General features: G+C 36.0%; 18 protein-coding genes and 1 riboswitch. Of the genes, 13 read left to right on the forward strand and 5 right to left on the reverse strand.

What is annotated here, in order from left to right; genetic code table 11:
- Positions 1 to 5 precede the first annotated feature (5 nt).
- The 5 genes from ligA to NST14_RS01835 all read left to right on the forward strand — a co-directional run bounded on the left by ligA (position 6) and on the right by NST14_RS01835 (position 6,127).
- Positions 6 to 2,015 (forward strand): NAD-dependent DNA ligase LigA, encoded by a 2,010-nt coding sequence (gene ligA, locus NST14_RS01815; protein ID WP_000031440.1) that lies wholly within the window; start codon positions 6 to 8, stop codon positions 2,013 to 2,015.
- A 16-nt stretch (positions 2,016 to 2,031) separates the two neighbouring features.
- Positions 2,032 to 3,225, forward strand: coding sequence for a CamS family sex pheromone protein (locus NST14_RS01820; protein WP_000717043.1), 1,194 nt, complete (start codon positions 2,032 to 2,034; stop codon positions 3,223 to 3,225).
- A gap of 95 nt (positions 3,226 to 3,320) precedes the next feature.
- A complete protein-coding gene (locus NST14_RS01825) occupies positions 3,321 to 4,091 on the forward strand; it encodes a TSUP family transporter (protein ID WP_000343966.1) in 771 nt (256 codons plus the stop codon).
- Positions 4,092 to 4,244: 153 nt separating this feature from the next.
- Entirely contained in the window at positions 4,245 to 5,792 is a 1,548-nt protein-coding gene (gene pruA / locus NST14_RS01830; protein WP_000259550.1) for an L-glutamate gamma-semialdehyde dehydrogenase, read from the forward strand.
- 176 nt (positions 5,793 to 5,968) lie between these two features.
- Entirely contained in the window at positions 5,969 to 6,127 is a 159-nt protein-coding gene (locus NST14_RS01835) for a hypothetical protein (protein ID WP_001045034.1), read from the forward strand.
- A 222-nt stretch (positions 6,128 to 6,349) separates the two neighbouring features.
- On the opposite strand, the gene NST14_RS01840 is transcribed toward NST14_RS01835, so the two are convergent.
- Positions 6,350 to 6,913 carry a cysteine hydrolase family protein gene (locus NST14_RS01840; RefSeq protein ID WP_000844901.1) on the reverse strand — a complete coding sequence of 188 codons (564 nt, stop codon included), beginning with the start codon at positions 6,911 to 6,913 and terminating at the stop codon, positions 6,350 to 6,352.
- Positions 6,914 to 7,155: 242 nt separating this feature from the next.
- Positions 7,156 to 7,261: riboswitch (SAM riboswitch) on the forward strand.
- A gap of 123 nt (positions 7,262 to 7,384) precedes the next feature.
- On the opposite strand from NST14_RS01840, the gene NST14_RS01845 reads away from it, so the two are divergent.
- The 3 genes from NST14_RS01845 to NST14_RS01855 are packed head-to-tail and all read left to right on the forward strand — an operon-like array spanning position 7,385 to position 9,935.
- A complete protein-coding gene (locus NST14_RS01845; protein WP_000622978.1) occupies positions 7,385 to 8,404 on the forward strand; it encodes a methionine ABC transporter ATP-binding protein in 1,020 nt (339 codons plus the stop codon).
- Entirely contained in the window at positions 8,394 to 9,059 is a 666-nt protein-coding gene (locus NST14_RS01850) for a methionine ABC transporter permease (RefSeq protein ID WP_001261859.1), read from the forward strand. Before NST14_RS01845 ends, NST14_RS01850 begins: the two co-directional genes overlap by 11 nt.
- 21 nt (positions 9,060 to 9,080) lie before the next feature.
- A complete protein-coding gene (locus tag NST14_RS01855; RefSeq protein WP_000721603.1) occupies positions 9,081 to 9,935 on the forward strand; it encodes a MetQ/NlpA family ABC transporter substrate-binding protein in 855 nt (284 codons plus the stop codon).
- Positions 9,936 to 10,105: 170 nt separating this feature from the next.
- On the opposite strand, the gene NST14_RS01860 is transcribed toward NST14_RS01855, so the two are convergent.
- From NST14_RS01860 to NST14_RS01875, 4 genes are all read right to left on the reverse strand, one after another.
- Positions 10,106 to 10,576 carry an HXXEE domain-containing protein gene (locus NST14_RS01860; protein ID WP_002163768.1) on the reverse strand — a complete coding sequence of 157 codons (471 nt, stop codon included), beginning with the start codon at positions 10,574 to 10,576 and terminating at the stop codon, positions 10,106 to 10,108.
- Positions 10,577 to 10,634: 58 nt separating this feature from the next.
- Positions 10,635 to 10,826: a DUF3926 domain-containing protein gene (locus tag NST14_RS01865; RefSeq protein ID WP_000544090.1), complete on the reverse strand. Its 192-nt coding sequence runs from the start codon at positions 10,824 to 10,826 to the stop codon at positions 10,635 to 10,637.
- The gene (locus tag NST14_RS01870) at positions 10,819 to 12,000 is read right to left on the reverse strand and encodes an ArsA family ATPase (protein WP_229143073.1); all 1,182 of its coding nucleotides are present in this window, start codon (positions 11,998 to 12,000) and stop codon (positions 10,819 to 10,821) included. Before NST14_RS01870 ends, NST14_RS01865 begins: the two co-directional genes overlap by 8 nt.
- Before the next feature lie 76 nt (positions 12,001 to 12,076).
- Entirely contained in the window at positions 12,077 to 12,559 is a 483-nt protein-coding gene (locus NST14_RS01875) for a MarR family winged helix-turn-helix transcriptional regulator (protein ID WP_000942473.1), read from the reverse strand.
- A gap of 231 nt (positions 12,560 to 12,790) precedes the next feature.
- Here NST14_RS01875 and NST14_RS01880 point away from each other — a divergent pair, with 231 nt between their 5' ends.
- The 5 genes from NST14_RS01880 (at position 12,791) to NST14_RS01900 (ending at position 17,749) form a co-directional block, all read left to right on the forward strand.
- Positions 12,791 to 13,027 (forward strand): YiaA/YiaB family inner membrane protein, encoded by a 237-nt coding sequence (locus tag NST14_RS01880; protein WP_001254393.1) that lies wholly within the window; start codon positions 12,791 to 12,793, stop codon positions 13,025 to 13,027.
- A 141-nt stretch (positions 13,028 to 13,168) separates the two neighbouring features.
- On the forward strand, positions 13,169 to 13,459 hold the full coding sequence (gene gatC, locus NST14_RS01885; protein WP_000087000.1) for an Asp-tRNA(Asn)/Glu-tRNA(Gln) amidotransferase subunit GatC: 291 nt from the start codon (positions 13,169 to 13,171) through the stop codon (positions 13,457 to 13,459).
- A gap of 15 nt (positions 13,460 to 13,474) precedes the next feature.
- Entirely contained in the window at positions 13,475 to 14,932 is a 1,458-nt protein-coding gene (gene gatA / locus NST14_RS01890) for an Asp-tRNA(Asn)/Glu-tRNA(Gln) amidotransferase subunit GatA (protein ID WP_229143074.1), read from the forward strand.
- Between the two features lie 14 nt (positions 14,933 to 14,946).
- Positions 14,947 to 16,374, forward strand: a complete 1,428-nt coding sequence (gene gatB / locus NST14_RS01895) for an Asp-tRNA(Asn)/Glu-tRNA(Gln) amidotransferase subunit GatB (protein ID WP_001047674.1) — start codon at positions 14,947 to 14,949, stop codon at positions 16,372 to 16,374.
- 469 nt (positions 16,375 to 16,843) lie between these two features.
- Positions 16,844 to 17,749 (forward strand): diacylglycerol kinase, encoded by a 906-nt coding sequence (locus tag NST14_RS01900; protein WP_000977677.1) that lies wholly within the window; start codon positions 16,844 to 16,846, stop codon positions 17,747 to 17,749.
- Positions 17,750 to 17,753 lie beyond the last annotated feature (4 nt).

Here is a 17,753-nt window from a genome sequence, read left to right on the forward strand (position 1 = left end):
AGGATATGTCAAAAGAGATAGCAAAAAAACGTATAGAAGAACTACGTGATTTGTTAAATACATTTAACTATCAATATCACGTGTTAGACAATCCTTCTGTTTCTGATGCGGAGTATGACCGTAATATGCAGGAGCTTATAAAATTAGAAGCAGAGAACCCAGAGTTTATGAGTGAAGATTCTCCCTCCGTTCGCGTTGGGGGAACGGTTCTTGATATATTTGAAAAAGTAACACACAAGTCACCGATGTTAAGTTTAGGAAATGCATTTAACGAAGGAGATTTACGTGATTTTGACCGACGAGTACGTCAAGGAATTGATGATGCGAATGTAAGATATATATGCGAATTAAAAATTGACGGACTTGCTGTTTCACTTCATTATGAAAAAGGACGCTTCATTCAAGGGGCAACACGTGGTGATGGTGTAACAGGTGAAGATATTACCCAAAATTTAAAAACGATTAAAGCAATCCCGCTTCGTTTAAATGAAGAAGTAACGTTAGAGGCACGAGGCGAAGCTTATATGCCGAAGCGTTCATTCGTTAAGTTAAATGAAGAAAAAGAGCAAAATGGTGAAGATGTATTTGCGAATCCGCGTAATGCGGCAGCAGGTTCAATCCGCCAACTTGACCCGAAAATTGCAGCGAAGCGTAACTTATCTATGTTTGTATACGGTCTTGCGAATGTAGAAGAAAAAACAATCCTATCACATAGTGAATCGCTTGATTTCTTAGGTGAACTTGGATTCAAAACAAATCCAAATCGACGCACATGTGAAACAATTGAAGAAGTTATAGCTTATGTAGAAGAATGGCAAGAAAAACGTCCGCATCTTGATTATGAAATTGATGGGATCGTTATAAAAGTAGATGATGTTGCTCTTCAAGAAAGTCTAGGCACTACAGCAAAGAGTCCAAGATGGGCAATTGCTTATAAATTCCCAGCTGAAGAAGTTGTAACAAGATTAACAGGCATTGAATTAAGTGTTGGTCGTACAGGGGTTGTAACACCGACTGCAGAGCTAGAGCCAGTGCGAGTGGCTGGTACGATCGTTCGTCGTGCTTCTTTACATAACGAAGATTTAATTCGTGAAAAAGATATTCGAATTGGTGACTACGTTGTTGTGAAGAAGGCTGGAGATATTATTCCTGAAGTTGTGAATGTTATTTTCGATAAGCGTACTGGTGAGGAAGAAGAATATCATATGCCAACGCATTGCCCAGCATGTGAGAGTGAACTAGTTCGTTTAGAAGAAGAGGTAGCACTTCGTTGTATAAATCCAACTTGTCCTGCTCAAATTCGAGAAGGGTTAATCCATTTCGTTTCAAGAAATGCAATGAATATTGATGGACTTGGAGAACGTGTCATTACACAACTCTTTGAGGCAGATTATATTCGTACATTTGCTGATTTATATTCGTTGACGAAAGAGCAATTATTACAGCTAGAACGATTTGGAGAAAAATCAGCAACGAATTTAGTACAAGCAATTGAGAATTCTAAAGAAAACTCATTAGAGCGATTATTATTCGGTCTTGGTATTCGCCATGTTGGAGCGAAAGCGGCACGTACATTTGCAGAGCATTTCGAAACGATGGATGCGCTTGTGAAGGCAACGGAAGAAGAACTAAAAGCAATTAATGAAATTGGTGAAAAAATGGCTCAATCCGTAGTAACGTATTTCGATAATGAAGACGTATTAGAGTTATTACAACAATTTAAAGAATACGGCGTGAACATGACATATAAAGGCATGAAAATTGCTGATTTACAAAACGTTGAGTCGTACTTCGCAGGAAAAACTGTCGTTTTAACAGGGAAATTAGAAGTTATGGGACGTAGTGAAGCGAAGAAAAAGATTGAGGCATTAGGTGGAAAAGTAACAGGAAGTGTTAGTAAAAGTACAGATTTAGTTGTTGCAGGTGAAGCGGCGGGTTCGAAATTAGCACAAGCGGAGAAACATAATGTCGAGGTTTGGAATGAAGAGAGGTTCTTACAAGAGCTAAATAAGTAAGAGGTGCAAACTTACCATGAAAAAAATAGCATTAGCGGTATTAAGCCTTGGCCTACTTGTAAGTGGGTGTAGTGCAGGTGCCGATAAAGATGAAAAAGTGGTTGAGAAATCGGGGAAAGCAAAAGAGCAAGCAATCGTCCCGAATTACTCTATTTCGGATGAATATTATAAGACGACTATTCCATTTGTGGGAGGAAACGCACGTGGCTTAGTTGTGCAAGGAGTAAGTAATCGTCTTGATATAGATGAATTTGAAACAGGATTAATGCGTATTGCGAAAGAATCATTTAGTACGAAAGATAATGTTTTCAAAGGTGGAAAATCCCTAACTACTCAGTATATACAGATGCTTGTTAAAAGAAAACGTACAGATGCAGAACAAAAGGAACTAGAAGATACATTAAAAAAAGATGCGGTTAAATTCCCGAACATAGGGTTAAATCCTGCATTAGGTACAGGATCCGAATCATTAGAAGTGAAAAATAAAAAAAATCCAATATATATTTCAAATATTTTAGAGCATGATTATTATGTGAACAAAGGCGAAAAAGATGAGCGTAGTGGCATTGTAGTTGGATTAGCAATGAATTCGGTTCATTATTATGAGGAAGAGCATGGGTACCCGCGTGAGGCTGCAATTTCGAATGAAAAGATGTTAGCTGAAGGGAAAAAAATGGTGCCAGAAATCTTGAAAGTTATGCATCAACAAGATCCTGAGACAAAAAACCTTCCGATAACATTTGCAATTTATCGTCAGGCTCCGAAGTCTTCGCTCGTGCCAGGTAACTTTGTTTCTTATGCGAATGTCGAAAAAGGTAGTGAAACGGTTGAGGATTGGAAACAAATTAATGAGAAATATTATTTGTTCCCATCTGAACAAGCGAAAACAGATAATAAACGTGAAGACTTGGCGAGAGTATCAAACTTCAAGGCAAAATTAAGCGATTATTTCCAAGGTGACTATACAGCTGTTATCGGTACTGGTATGTATAGAGACGATGAATTAAGAGAAATAAAGCTTGATATTCCTGTCCAGTTTAATGGGAAAGCAGAAATAATTGGCTTTACACAATATGTAGCCGGGCTTGTTATGGAATACTTCCCGAATTATATGAAAGTACAAGTAACGATTAAATCTGTAGAACGTCCAGAAGCGATTATTATACGTGAGGCGAAGCAAGATGAGCCGTATGTGAAAATTTTAGATTAAATAGAAGGGCCGTTCCTTTATGGAACGGCTTTTTTTCTTGGGTAATTTTGTTATAATTTAAAATGTTATAAATAATGGGGTAAGGGGTAAAGCGCATGGACGAATTAAGTTTTCAAGTCATTATTTTATTAATCGCATTCGGTTTTTTAGCAGCTTTTATTGATTCAGTTGTTGGCGGTGGAGGGTTAATTTCGCTTCCGGCACTTATGTTTGTTGGTTTACCGCCAGCTTCGGCAATTGCAACGAATAAATTAGCTGCAACGATGGGGACGTTTACGAGTGCGATTTACTTTATTCGATCGGGAAAGGTCGATTTTAAAATTGTAGGAAAGTTAATCCCATTAACTGTTATAGGAGCAGTAGCAGGTGCTTTAGTAGTAAAGTTTATTCCTCCAGATATTTTACGTCCGTTAGTGCTTGTAATGTTGGTATTTATTGCTATTTATATTATTGCGAAAAAGGATTGGGGAAGTGTGTCTACCTATAAGAAGATGACGAAAAGAAAAACATTAATATTTTTCTTTGTTATTTTAATGATAGGGTTTTACGATGGATTTTTTGGACCAGGGACGGGATCCTTTTTAATTTTTGCATTTTTATTAATTGGTTTGGATTTTATTCAAGCGGCAGCATCTGGAAAACTTTTGAACTTTGTTAGTAATATCGTATCGTTAATCACTTTTTTATTTTTAGACGTAATTCATTTTGAATACGGTATTATTATGGGGTTATCGATGATTTTTGGCGCTTATTTTGGATCGAAGTTTGCAGTTCAAAAAGGTGTTGGATATGTAAGGACTTTATTTTTGTTAGTAACTATTTTATTGATTAGCAAAAACGTTTTGGAATATACTCATATTTTGTAGAGTTATACATTTGTATAACTCTGTTTTTTTATTATATTTTAAAAATTAATTAATTTTTAAAATATAAGTCTAGGAATATTTGAATAAATCTAAATTATCGTGTAGAATAATGTTGTAAAATGTAAACGTTTTTCTAAGGGGAGGCTAAAAATAATGGTAGTAGCATACAAACATGAGCCATTTACAGATTTTTCAGTGGAGGCTAACAAATTAGCGTTTGAAGAAGGTTTAAAGAAAGTAGAATCTTATCTTGGGCAAGACTATCCATTAATTATTGGGGGAGAAAAAATCACTACAGAAGACAAAATTGTTTCTGTAAACCCTGCAAATAAAGAGGAACTTGTTGGTCGTGTTTCAAAAGCAAGCCGTGAGTTAGCTGAAAAAGCAATGCAAGTAGCGGATGAAACATTCCAAACTTGGAGAAAATCAAAGCCAGAAATGCGTGCAGACATTTTATTCCGTGCTGCAGCGATCGTTCGTCGTAGAAAACATGAATTCTCTGCTATTCTTGTAAAAGAAGCAGGTAAACCATGGAATGAGGCAGATGCTGATACAGCAGAAGCAATCGACTTTATGGAATATTATGGTCGTCAAATGTTGAAATTAAAAGACGGAATTCCAGTAGAAAGCCGTCCAATTGAATATAATCGTTTCTCTTACATTCCATTAGGAGTAGGTGTTATCATTTCTCCTTGGAATTTCCCATTCGCAATTATGGCAGGTATGACAACAGCTGCTTTAGTTTCTGGTAACACAGTATTACTAAAACCAGCTAGTACAACTCCTGTAGTAGCAGCGAAATTCATGGAAGTATTAGAAGAAGCTGGCTTACCAGCTGGCGTAGTAAACTTCGTACCAGGTAATGGTTCTGAAGTTGGTGACTACTTAGTAGATCACCCTCGTACACGTTTCATTAGCTTCACTGGATCTCGTGATGTAGGTATCCGTATTTATGAGCGCGCGGCGAAAGTAAACCCAGGCCAAATTTGGTTAAAACGCGTTATCGCTGAAATGGGCGGTAAAGATACAATCGTTGTTGATAAAGAAGCAGATCTTGAATTAGCAGCTAAATCTATCGTTGCATCAGCATTCGGATTCTCAGGACAAAAATGTTCTGCATGTTCTCGTGCAGTAATCCACGAAGATGTATACGATCACGTATTAAATCGTGCTGTTGAATTAACAAAAGAATTAACAGTTGCTAACCCAGCTGTATTAGGTACAAACATGGGTCCTGTTAATGACCAAGCTGCATTTGATAAAGTAATGAGCTATGTTGCAATTGGTAAAGAAGAAGGTAGAATTTTAGCAGGTGGCGAAGGAGACGATTCTAAAGGCTGGTTCATCCAACCAACAATCGTTGCTGACGTTGCAGAAGATGCTCGCTTAATGAAAGAAGAAATCTTCGGACCAGTAGTAGCATTCTGTAAAGCAAAAGACTTTGACCATGCACTTGCAATTGCAAACAATACAGAATACGGTTTAACAGGAGCAGTTATCTCTAACAACCGTGACCATATTGAAAAAGCACGTGAAGACTTCCATGTAGGTAACTTATACTTCAACCGTGGATGTACTGGTGCAATCGTAGGATACCAACCATTCGGTGGCTTTAACATGTCTGGTACAGACTCTAAAGCTGGTGGCCCTGACTACTTAGCGCTTCACATGCAAGCAAAAACTACTTCTGAAACTTTATAAGAAATAGTAGAAGAGATCTTCGCAGTCTGCGAAGATCTCTTTTTTTTGAAAAACTTTCTATATGTGGAGTAAGATAGGTGTCAGTAGAAAAACTGATTAAGTATTAAGGTTTATTTCAGTAAAATAAGGTATATTATATTTGTTGAATAGATTCTCTTTAAAGAGAAGAAAAGTAGGTGAACAAAGTGGGAAAATATCAATTGGATTACAAAGGTCAGGTAGCTGTCGCAAAGTTCCATGAAAAACAGACGCCTGTCAAATTTGATAAAAAGCAGCAAATTGAAAAATTGCGTGCGGAGTATTTGAAAAAGAAACAAAAACAAACAGATAAATAATAGGGGAAACTAGTTCGAATTTAAAATGCTATATATTACCATTAGGCAAATAGAACTAGCTAAACCCTATTCATATCGGGATAAACATGTAAATAGAAATAAAACAATGAGAAAAGTTGACTTATTAGTCACATTTTTTTGTATTCATTTTAAGGATTTCCTGTATAATACAATTTGAAAGAAAATCTATGGTTTGACAAGAAACACTCTTTTCGGTTTTGCTCACTGAAGAGAGTGTTTTTTTGTAGCTAAAAACTCCTCTGTACTCATTACATTTGCATATACGCCATTTAAACTAGCTAAAATTGTATTATGAATATAAACAGCGGGTATCGTAGCATTCTTAAAAGAAAGATCTTTTGTCGCACAAGCATCATGTATAACAGTACATTGCAAGCCGAAATCAAAGGCAGCCCTTACGGTAGCATCAATACACATATGAGTCATCATCCCGCATATGACGAGGTGCTCAATATTTAAACGTTGTAATTGCTCTAGAAGATCGGTTTCGCGAAAACTATTTGGATAATGTTTGAGTATAACGGTTTCTTCTTTAAGTGGGCGTACGCTTTCATGAATATGTACACCTTCTGTATTGGGGAGGAAAAAAGTAGCGTCCTCTTTTATTGCTACATGTTGGATATGAAAAATAGGTTCGTTTTTCGTTCTAAAGAATTGTAGTAGCTGACTAGCATATTCGCTTGCTTCTACTGGATTACGCAATTCCATTTTTCCATGTGGAAAATAATCATTTTGAATATCAACGAGTAAAAGAGCTGTTTTCATATATTTACCTTCCTCCAATTTCATATTCAAATAATGGTATTCAATTAGTAGAGAAGATTATCCTTTTAAAAAATATGCAAGAGGAGAATTTTACATAACTTTAAAGATTACTATTTTTTCTTGAATTTTTCATCTGAAAATTTTAATAAAGAAATAATTAATATTTTTCTAAAAAATGTATTGACTCTTATTATTCTGAGTTCTATAATGAGAATTAATTAAACGACAATTAAATCGATACATTCTTATCCAGAGAGGTGGAGGGACTGGCCCTACGATACCTCAGCAACGGGTTTTTTAATACCGTGCTAACTCCAGCAAGCCTATGAAAGGCTTGGAAGATGAGAAGATGTGACCGAGTACATATAAGTGCTCTCCTTCTTATCTTTATGGTTGATAAGAAGGAGAGCACTTTTTATTTTACCTCGAAAGCTCTACTTCAAGTTTTTACAGCATATAGGAGGGGGAAAAATGATTTCTTTTAATAATGTAAGTAAAGTATATGAATCAGGTGGGCAATCTGTTCATGCGGTGGAGGATGTAACGTTATCAGTTGAGAAAGGCGAAATTTTTGGCATTATCGGTTTTAGTGGCGCTGGAAAGAGTACATTATTACGCCTAGTAAACATGTTAGAGAGACCAACGGCAGGAACGATTTCAATAGATGATAAAGATATTACATCATTATCGACGAAAGAATTACGGAAGCTAAGACAAAGAATCGGGATGATTTTTCAAAACTTTAATTTATTTAATTCAAGAACAGTGTTTGGGAATATTGCTTATCCATTAAAGTTAGCAAAAGTACCAAAGAATGAAATAAAAGAAAGAGTAAATGAATTGCTGAAGTTTGTAGGGTTAGAAGATAAAGCAAACAATTACCCAGAGCAGCTATCAGGTGGACAAAAGCAGCGTGTAGGTATCGCTAGAGCACTTGCAACATCACCAGATATTCTTATATGTGATGAGGCAACATCAGCTTTAGATCCAGAAACAACGACAGAAATTCTAAACTTATTAAAGAAAGTAAATCGAGAATATAATTTAACAATTCTTCTTATTACACATGAAATGCATGTTGTGAAAGAAATTTGTCACCGTGTAGCTGTAATGGAAAAAGGAAAAGTTATTGAAGAAGGAAAACTGTTTGATGTTTTCACACAACCAAAAACAACGACGACTCAAAACTTTGTACGTTCTGTTATTAATGATCATTTACCGGAAAGTGTTTTAGCGAAAATTCAAAATGGTGGTCAGATTTATCGCCTAACATTTACTGGTGAGGAAACAGGACAGCCGGTACTATCATATATCGCAAAAAACTATAATGTCGATGTAAATGTACTGTACGGAAATATTATTGAACTTCAAAATGTGCTATTTGGAAATCTTCTTGTAGAATTGCAAGGTGAACAGAGGGAAATTCAAAAAGCATTACAACATCTAAGACTGCAAGTGCAGCTGAAGGAGGTAGAAGCTCATGCGAGTTGATTGGAGTATATTTTGGCCGCGCATATTAGATGCGACGGGGGATACCCTCTTAATGGTAATTGTAACCCTTATATTCGCTACAATTCTTGGTATACCTCTAGGTTTACTTTTATATGTGACGAGAAAAGGAAACTTTTTAGAAAATAAATGGGTCTTTTCTATTCTTAATATTATCATTAATACAATTCGTCCAATTCCATTCATCATATTCTTAGTAGCTTTAAGCCCGCTAACAAGAAGTGTTATCGGAACGACAATTGGAACGGCGGCAGCAATTTTTCCAATGACGTTAGTTGCATCAATTGGTATCGCTAGAATGGTTGAAACAAATCTTGTTTCTGTTCCGAAAGGGGTAATTGAAGCAGCGCAAGCGATGGGTGCTTCACCAATTAGAATTGTTTTTGAAATCCTTGTACCAGAAGCGTTAGCACCATTAATTTTAGGTGTTACATTTATGACAGTTGGTTTAATTGAATTTTCTGCAGTTGCTGGGCTTGTCGGTGGTGGCGGCCTTGGTGATTTAGCAATGACATATGGTTATCAACGTTTTGATACATCAGTTATGTTCGTAACGGTCGTTTTACTTATCATTCTTGTACAGTTAGCTCAAAACTTAGGAAACTACTTTGCGAAAGTCTTTTTACGCAGATCATAAAAGGAAGAGGGGGAAAAGAGAATGAAGAAGATTTTAGCATTTGCATTATCAGCGATTGTAGGGGTTTCAGCATTAAGCGGCTGCTCAAGTGGAGACACAGGGGCAGGAGCGAAAGAAAAAGTAGTTCGCGTCGGTGTAACTGGAACGGATGGAGACGCTTGGGAAATTTTGAAGAGGAAAGCTGAAAAAGAAGGAATTAAAATTAAACTGGTTGAGTTCTCTGATTACACAACGCCAAATAAAGCGTTAGCTGATGGAGATATTGAATTAAATTCATTCCAGCATATTGCATTCTTAGAGCAATTTAAAAAGGAGCATAAGCTAGATATTACAGCTGTTGGTACAACGCAAATTGCACCAATGGGTTTATACTCTGAAAAACATAAGAAAGCAAATGAAATTCCAGATGGTTCAGAAATTGCGATTCCAAATGATCCGACGAACCAAGCACGTGCATTAAAACTTCTTGATGCAGCTGGGTTATTAAAGCTTAAAAAAGACTTTGGTCTATTTGGAGATCCAAGCGGCATTGCTGAAAATCCGAAGAAGTTAAAAATTACACCGGTTATCGCACAGCAAACACCTCGTGTATTAAAAGATGTAGCAGCTTCAGTTATTAATAACGGTGTTGCTGGTCAAGCTGGATTAGATCCAGCGAAGGATCCAATTTTCTTAGAAGATCCAAAGAATGAAAATGCGAAGCCATATATTAATATTTTCGCAGCTCGTACGAAAGATAAAGATGATCCAACACTGAAAAAAGTAATTGAATTATATCATTCAAAAGAAGTAACAGATGCAATTAAGAAAGAAACAAATGATGGTTCAATTTCAGTAGATCTTTCACTTGATGAGCTTGAAAAAATCGTAAAATAATGATTGGGTTTAATGGACTAACAGAAGGAACCCCTCCGCTGTTAGTTCGTTCAACATATAATCTACTTAACAAACAAAACAACCCTAATTCTGTACCTTCCAATTCTGTATAACATAGAATCCAATGTTTGTTAAGTAGAGTAATGGACCAGGAGTTTTCCTGGTCTTTTTTATGAATGAAAGTAGCTAGCGAATAGTAAGGTAATCCAAATTATAATAGGATAAGAAAATAAGCTGAAAGCGAGTGTAATTAAGAATTTATTTTTATGAATTAAGTGTTTTTGGGATAAAAAAAAGAAAATAGAAAAGATGGCAATGAAAACTGCGGATATTACGCCAGGGTTATAAGAACGGTAAATGAAAAACAAAATAATATGTTGAACAGAGTTGAAGAAAATTGCCCCTTGTATAAAAATAATCCAGTATATAGAAGACAAGATGTTTATTTGATATAGAAAGACGATAAGTAAAACAAAGAGAGTCAATATAGAAATCGCAATGGAAAATTGTTGACTAGTTATAAAAGTAATTGAAAATTGATTAGCAAGATATTGTGGCATTTGGAAAGATTCTTCAAGGTTATGAATGAGAAATAACAAGGGAATCTTCCAAAGCATAATAGTGGAATGTTTTTTAAACAACTTACATCACTCCAATATAGAGATAGAAAGCCTAGAAAGGCCCTCTATCCAGAGATGTTCATTCAATTATAATACTTTTCAAATTATCTTCACGATGCCCTTGTTCTTTCGGATAAGCAGCTAGCTCCTCTTGTAAAATATTTAGTATTTGCTTAGCTGATTGCTGGATTGGGGCAGGTAACTCTTCTAATATATGCATACCTACTTTTATTTTTGTACGGATGACTTTCCTTAGTAGTTCTTCATGCATGTACGACACCTCCAAAACGAATGTTTAGTACATCATCTTCAAATTTTGCTCCTTGAATAGAAAGGTGTGTTAACGTTTTGGGTAATGTGATGTTTCGTTTAACAGAACCAGCACGAATGATAAGCTCGTCACCTTTTTGATTTAATGCAAGTTCACTTTTGTTAGAGAAGGGAATGGACAGAACGAAAATATACTCATCGCCATCTTTTTTTACATATTGAGTGCGACCGTTAAATTTTACTTCAGTAGGACAATAATCTTTTTTAAATAAAGCATCTCCAACGCGTTCTAACATAGGTAAGCCAACAACTTCTTGTTCAAACATTGGAGCTTCGTAAATAGGAAGTGGATCAAAACTATCTTGAATTAATGTTTTATATTTCTTTTGGGTATCTTTCCAAGCTTGAAAATAAGGATCGATGACAGTGTTAGGGATGACGCGGTTAATCATAATCGCATCTACGTTATAATCGTATAAATTTAAATACGTAAAGCTACGCTGAGCCTCTTTAATAACCATTTTTTCGGGATTTACAACGATGCGGATACTTGTTACGTCTCGGTTTGATAAAATATCTCTCATTTCTCCAAGTTGTTCAAGTGTATTTGTTAATTCGTCCATAATATCATCGGTTGGAAGGGGGACACCAAGAAGTGGTTGGGCTACGGGACGAACGACTTTTAAAACTTTTCTTTTAATAGGGAATAATTTTTCCATCCACCAGCCGAGCATGTCTGGAAAGCTGAGCATGGCTAATGTTTCTCCTGTTGGGGCACAATCAATGATAATAACATCATATGTGTTTTGTTTATAATAATCGAGTACACGAAGTAAGCTAATTAAATCTTCCATACCAGGAAACATCGTTAACTCTTCTGTTGTAATATCATCAGCTGCTTTGGAAGTGAAGAGTAGTGTAATATATTTCTGTAATTTTCCCCAGCCTTTTTCCATTTCATAAATCGTATTAATTTCTTGTGCCCATAGGTTTTCACGAATTTCTAATGGTTCAGAAGATAGTTTTATACCAAATGAATCTCCTAAACTATGAGCTGGGTCTGTGCTCATTACTAAAGTTTTTAATCCTTGTTTTGCGCTTTGAAGTGCAGTTGCCGCTGAAATGCTAGTTTTTCCTACGCCGCCTTTACCTGTATACAAAATAATTCTCATCATTCATATCCCCTTTGTTTCGAATGTCGAATATTACGAGTGTCGAAATATTTTTTTGAATAAAAACCCTATTAGGGTTTTATTCAATCGGAATGTTTTTCATTTTAGGTGTTGAAACCTTTTCTTCTGTTTTTTGTTGTGACGTAGCAATGTGATTCATAATCTTTTGGAAGATCTGTAGTAAAAATGCTTTTTCTTCTTCCGATAATGCTTCTGTTACTAGGCTAAAGTAATGGGCTGCATTTTGTTTTACTTCTTGAACGAGTATTACGCCGTTTTCTGTTAAACGAATTAATACAATACGTCGGTCATTTTCATCACGGTAGCGTTCAATATATCCCTTTTTTACAAGGCGATTTACAACACCTGTCGTTGTACTCATTGGTATATCAAGAAGATCAGCAATTTTCGTCATTGTAATATCTGTATTTCGTTCCATCCAAAGTAAACAAAATACTTCTGTTTTAGAAAGTGTTAAATCTAGGCTTACCCATTCTTCAGGATAGAAAAGTTTCTTGGCGTTATCTAGCAGTAAGTCTAAAAAATGTTCATATTGCAACAATTAATTCCACTCCCGTATATTTCGAGGTTCGTAATATTTATTTTTATTTTATGTAGAATAGAAATAATTGTCAATGATTTTAATTGTTTTTTCAGATTAGGCAGAAAACTTTCTTTAAAATAGTATTCTTTTAGGATAGATTTATAAATATAAAACTAGAATTTACATAAAAATCCATCATGGTAAATATACTTATCTATAATGGATGTACTGCTAACGAGGGGGAGAACGATGAGAAGACGTAATACGCAAGCGTTCACGTTTTTAGCATGGACTTCATTTGTTTGTGCGCTTTCAGGTATGCTAATTGGTATTTATACGCTAGATGAAACGCTTAGTGTAAAAGGATATTATTTAATTGGAACATTATTTTTAACGATGTCTTGTTTTGTATTACAAAAAACAATTCGTGATAATGAAGAAGATAACGAGAGATTTCCGAAAAATAAACCGTTAGATAAAGAGTAAATCGTAAAGAAAGGCGTTTGCCTTTCTTTTTTTATGTAAAAATGGTGTAAGTACCGTGTGTTGACTTGCTTGAAGTACTGAAAATTTGGTATCATCAATAGTATTGTAGATTGAACGATATATTATGGAGGTGGCCTAGCCGTGTCAAGAATTTCCGTTGAGAATGTAAAGCACGTAGCACATTTAGCACGTCTTGCAATTACTGATCAAGAAGCAGAAAAATTTCAAAAACAACTAGATGCAATTGTTACTTTTGCAGAACAGTTAAATGAATTAGATACAACAAACGTAAAACCAACAACTCATGTATTAACTATGAAAAATGTTATGCGTGAAGATGTACCAGAAAAAGGTTTACCAGTAGAAGAAGTATTAAAAAATGCACCGGATCACAAAGATAATCAAATCCGTGTTCCAGCAGTATTAGAATAGAGGAGGGGAATTTCGATGTCATTATTTGATCATTCAGTATCAGAGTTACATAAGAAGTTAAACAACAAAGAAATTTCCGTTACGGATTTAGTAGAAGAATCTTATAAACGTATTGCGGATGTTGAAGATAACGTAAAAGCTTTTCTTACATTAGATGAAGAAAATGCACGCGCGAAAGCGAAAGAATTAGATGCAAAGATTGGTGCTGAAGATAATGGTTTATTATTCGGTATGCCAATCGGTGTAAAAGATAACATTGTAACTAACGGTCTTCGTACAACTTGTGCGAGCAAAATGTTAGCAAACTTCGATCCAATTTATGATGCGACAGTTGTGCAAAAGCTAAAAGCTGCTGACACAATTACAATCGGTAAATTAAATATGGACGAGTTCGCAATGGGTTCTTCAAATGAAAACTCAGGTTTCTACGCTACGAAAAATCCATGGAACTTAAATTACGTTCCAGGCGGATCTAGTGGTGGTTCTGCAGCAGCTGTAGCAGCAGGAGAAGTATTATTCTCTCTAGGTTCTGATACGGGTGGTTCTATCCGTCAACCAGCTGCATATTGTGGCGTTGTAGGTTTAAAACCAACCTACGGGCGTGTATCTCGTTACGGATTAGTAGCATTTGCATCTTCACTTGACCAAATCGGACCGATTACACGTACAGTAGAAGACAATGCATACTTATTACAAGCTATTTCAGGTCTTGACCGTATGGATGCAACTTCTGCTAACGTTGAAGTAGGAAACTACTTAGCTGGTTTAACAGGCGACGTTAAAGGTTTACGCATTGCTGTACCGAAAGAATACTTAGGAGAAGGTGTTGGCGAAGAAGCTCGTGAGTCAGTACTAGCTGCTTTAAAAGTATTAGAAGGTATGGGTGCAACTTGGGAGGAAGTATCTCTTCCACACTCTAAATACGCTCTAGCAACGTATTACTTATTATCTTCTTCTGAAGCATCAGCTAACCTTTCACGCTTTGATGGCGTACGTTATGGTGTTCGTTCTGATAATGTGAATAACTTAATGGATCTTTACAAAAACACACGTAGCGAAGGCTTCGGTGATGAAGTAAAACGTCGTATTATGCTTGGTACATTTGCTCTTAGCTCTGGTTACTATGATGCATATTACAAAAAAGCACAACAAGTACGTACATTAATTAAAAACGACTTTGAAAATGTATTTGCTAACTACGATGTTATTATTGGACCAACAACGCCAACTCCGGCATTTAAAGTGGGCGAAAAAGTTGATGATCCAATGACAATGTATGCAAATGACATTTTAACAATCCCAGTAAACTTAGCAGGCGTTCCAGCGATTTCTGTTCCATGTGGATTCGGTGCTAACAACATGCCACTTGGTTTACAAATTATTGGTAAACACTTCGATGAAGCGACAATTTACCGCGTTGCACATGCGTTTGAGCAAGCAACAGACCATCATACAAAAAAAGCAAGTCTGTAAGGAGGCGAGCATAGATGAATTTAGAAACAATTATTGGTTTAGAGGTTCACGTTGAGTTAAAAACAAATTCGAAAATTTTCTCTGCGAGTCCAACAGAATTCGGAGCGGAACCAAATACACAAACAAGTGTAATTGACTTAGGATACCCAGGAGTACTTCCTACTTTAAATAAAGAAGCAGTTAACTTTGCAATGAAAGCTGCAATGGCATTAAACTGTGAAATCGCAACAGAAACAAAGTTTGACCGTAAAAACTATTTCTATCCAGATAATCCGAAAGCTTACCAAATCTCTCAGTTTGATAAGCCAATTGGTGAAAATGGCTGGATTGAAATCGAAGTAGACGGTAAAAAGAAACGTATCGGTATTACACGTCTTCATTTAGAAGAAGATGCTGGTAAATCAACGCATACAGCTGACGGATCATTAGTAGACTACAACCGTCAAGGTATGCCTTTAATTGAGATCGTATCTGAGCCAGATATGCGTACGCCAGAAGAAGCATATGCATACTTAGAGAAGTTAAAATCAATCATTCAATACACTGGCGTATCTGATTGTAAGATGGAAGAAGGTTCCTTGCGTTGTGATGCGAACATTTCCCTTCGTCCAGTTGGACAAGAGAAGTTCGGTACAAAAGCGGAACTGAAAAACTTAAACTCTTTCACTTACGTACAAAAAGGTCTTGAGTTTGAGCAAGCTCGCCAAGAAAAAGAATTATTATCTGGTGGTATCATCCAACAAGAAACACGTCGTTATGATGAAGCAACGAAGAAAACAATCTTAATGCGTGTGAAAGAAGGATCTGATGATTACCGTTACTTCCCAGAGCCGGACTTAGTTGAACTTTACATCGACGATGAGTGGAAAGAAGCAGTTCGTGCTTCTATTCCAGAACTTCCAGATGCACGTAAAGCTCGCTACGTTGCAGAATTAGGCTTACCAGCTTATGATGCACACGTATTAACATTAACGAAAGAAATGTCTGATTTCTTTGAAGCAACTGTTGCAGACGGTGCTGATGCGAAATTAACATCAAACTGGTTAATGGGTGAAGTACTTGCATACCTAAACAAACAACAAAAAGAATTAAAAGACGTTGCATTAACGCCTGCTGGTTTATCTAAAATGGTTCAATTAATTGAAAAAGGTACAATTTCTTCTAAAATTGCGAAGAAAGTATTTAACGAATTAATTGAAAAAGGTGGAGACCCAGAAGAAATCGTTAAAGCGAAAGGCCTTGTTCAAATTTCTGACGAGGGTACACTTCGTAAAGTTGTAACAGAAATTCTTGATAATAATGAGCAATCTATCGAAGACTTTAAAAACGGTAAAGACCGTGCAATTGGCTTCTTAGTTGGTCAAATTATGAAAGCTACAAAAGGGCAAGCAAATCCACCGCTTGTTAACAAAATCTTACTTGAAGAGATTAATAAGCGATAATAGTAGTAACTTTTAAAGATTAAGCAGAAAAACACCCGTACATGGGTGTTTTTCTAGGTTAATCAAACGTTTGTTTAAATGAGAGAAAATTATTTAAACAAACGTTTGATTAACTGTCAAAAGTGGAAAAATGTTTGTATAGCAACTATGGTATGATAGTTGCAAAAAGGTGGGAATAATGATAAATCTAGAAATAGAGGTTTTTTCATCTCATGAAATAATAGATAATTATTATTCGTTATATGTAAATTGTTGTGAGGAAATAGATGGACATAAATTTTTTGTCAAATAAAACAAAACCATTGAAATGAATATTTACTTTTGATGGGCTACACGAATCGGGTTCTTACTGCCTGTTTGAGCGAGATAAAAGAAGGATAGGAAGATGAGAGGAGGTAGGCACGGGAATACTGAATAGAAGTTCGGTATGTTCTTTTTTGATACATAAAGAAATTTCCTGTGCTAATAAATGATGAAGCGAGCAAGAATTATTTATAATCCTACTTCTGGGCGTGAGCTATTTAAGAAGAGCTTACCGGAAGTATTACAAAAATTAGAACAAGCTGGGTATGAAGCATCTTGTCATGCGACAACGGGTCCTGGAGACGCAACTGTGGCGGCGAGGCAAGCTGTAGAGCGTAAATTTGATGTTGTTATTGCGGCTGGTGGTGACGGCACGTTAAATGAAGTTGTAAACGGTCTAGTTGGTCATGAATTCCGTCCGAAATTTGGAATTATTCCAGTTGGAACGACAAATGACTTTGCACGTGCAATCGGTGTACCTCGTTCTATTGAAGAAGCAGCGGATATTATTTGTGAAGGAAAAACTGTGCCATTAGACCTTGGTAGAGCAAACGATACATATTTTATTAACATCGCTGGTGGCGGTCGTATTACAGAATTAACATATGAAGTACCAAGTAAGCTAAAGACTGTATTAGGACAACTTGCTTATTATTTAAAAGGTATCGAAATGCTACCATCACTACATCCAACATATGTTGAAATTGAGTATGATGGAAAATTACTACAAGAAGAAATTACGATGTTTTTAATTACGAATACTCGTTCAGTGGGTGGCTTTGAAAAGGTAGCACCATATGCATCGATTAACGATGGCTTATTTGATTTATTAGTGCTGAAAAAAGGTTCGATTGCCGACTTAATTAAAGCTGCAACACAAGCGCAGCGTGGTGAACATATTAACAATCCAAAAGTACTATACACACAAGCGAACCGAATTAAAGTGCATTCACCAGATAAACTAATGATTAATTTAGATGGTGAATATGGTGGAGATGCACCGATGGAATTCGAAAATATGTATCATTGTCTGGAATTATTTGTTCCTGAACATCAAGAGGATGCCCTGTAAAGGC

Source organism: Bacillus sp. FSL W8-0519 (genome assembly GCF_038005585.1).
Lineage (GTDB): Bacteria > Bacillota > Bacilli > Bacillales > Bacillaceae_G > Bacillus_A > Bacillus_A paranthracis.

What these genes read in the sequence shown, in the direction of transcription:
- ligA (WP_000031440.1), top strand. Translation starts at nt 6, where the DNA reads ATGTCAAAAGAGATAGCAAAAAAACGTATAGAAGAACTACGTGATTTG.
- NST14_RS01840 (WP_000844901.1), bottom strand. Translation starts at nt 6,913, where the DNA reads ATGAAAACAGCTCTTTTACTCGTTGATATTCAAAATGATTATTTTCCA.
- NST14_RS01820 (WP_000717043.1), top strand. Translation starts at nt 2,032, where the DNA reads ATGAAAAAAATAGCATTAGCGGTATTAAGCCTTGGCCTACTTGTAAGT.
- NST14_RS01825 (WP_000343966.1), top strand. Translation starts at nt 3,321, where the DNA reads ATGGACGAATTAAGTTTTCAAGTCATTATTTTATTAATCGCATTCGGT.
- pruA (WP_000259550.1), top strand. Translation starts at nt 4,245, where the DNA reads ATGGTAGTAGCATACAAACATGAGCCATTTACAGATTTTTCAGTGGAG.
- gatB (WP_001047674.1), top strand. Translation starts at nt 14,947, where the DNA reads ATGAATTTAGAAACAATTATTGGTTTAGAGGTTCACGTTGAGTTAAAA.
- NST14_RS01845 (WP_000622978.1), top strand. Translation starts at nt 7,385, where the DNA reads ATGATTTCTTTTAATAATGTAAGTAAAGTATATGAATCAGGTGGGCAA.
- NST14_RS01855 (WP_000721603.1), top strand. Translation starts at nt 9,081, where the DNA reads ATGAAGAAGATTTTAGCATTTGCATTATCAGCGATTGTAGGGGTTTCA.
- NST14_RS01850 (WP_001261859.1), top strand. Translation starts at nt 8,394, where the DNA reads ATGCGAGTTGATTGGAGTATATTTTGGCCGCGCATATTAGATGCGACG.
- NST14_RS01900 (WP_000977677.1), top strand. Translation starts at nt 16,844, where the DNA reads ATGATGAAGCGAGCAAGAATTATTTATAATCCTACTTCTGGGCGTGAG.
- gatA (WP_229143074.1), top strand. Translation starts at nt 13,475, where the DNA reads ATGTCATTATTTGATCATTCAGTATCAGAGTTACATAAGAAGTTAAAC.
- NST14_RS01865 (WP_000544090.1), bottom strand. Translation starts at nt 10,826, where the DNA reads ATGCATGAAGAACTACTAAGGAAAGTCATCCGTACAAAAATAAAAGTA.
- NST14_RS01870 (WP_229143073.1), bottom strand. Translation starts at nt 12,000, where the DNA reads ATGATGAGAATTATTTTGTATACAGGTAAAGGCGGCGTAGGAAAAACT.
- NST14_RS01880 (WP_001254393.1), top strand. Translation starts at nt 12,791, where the DNA reads ATGAGAAGACGTAATACGCAAGCGTTCACGTTTTTAGCATGGACTTCA.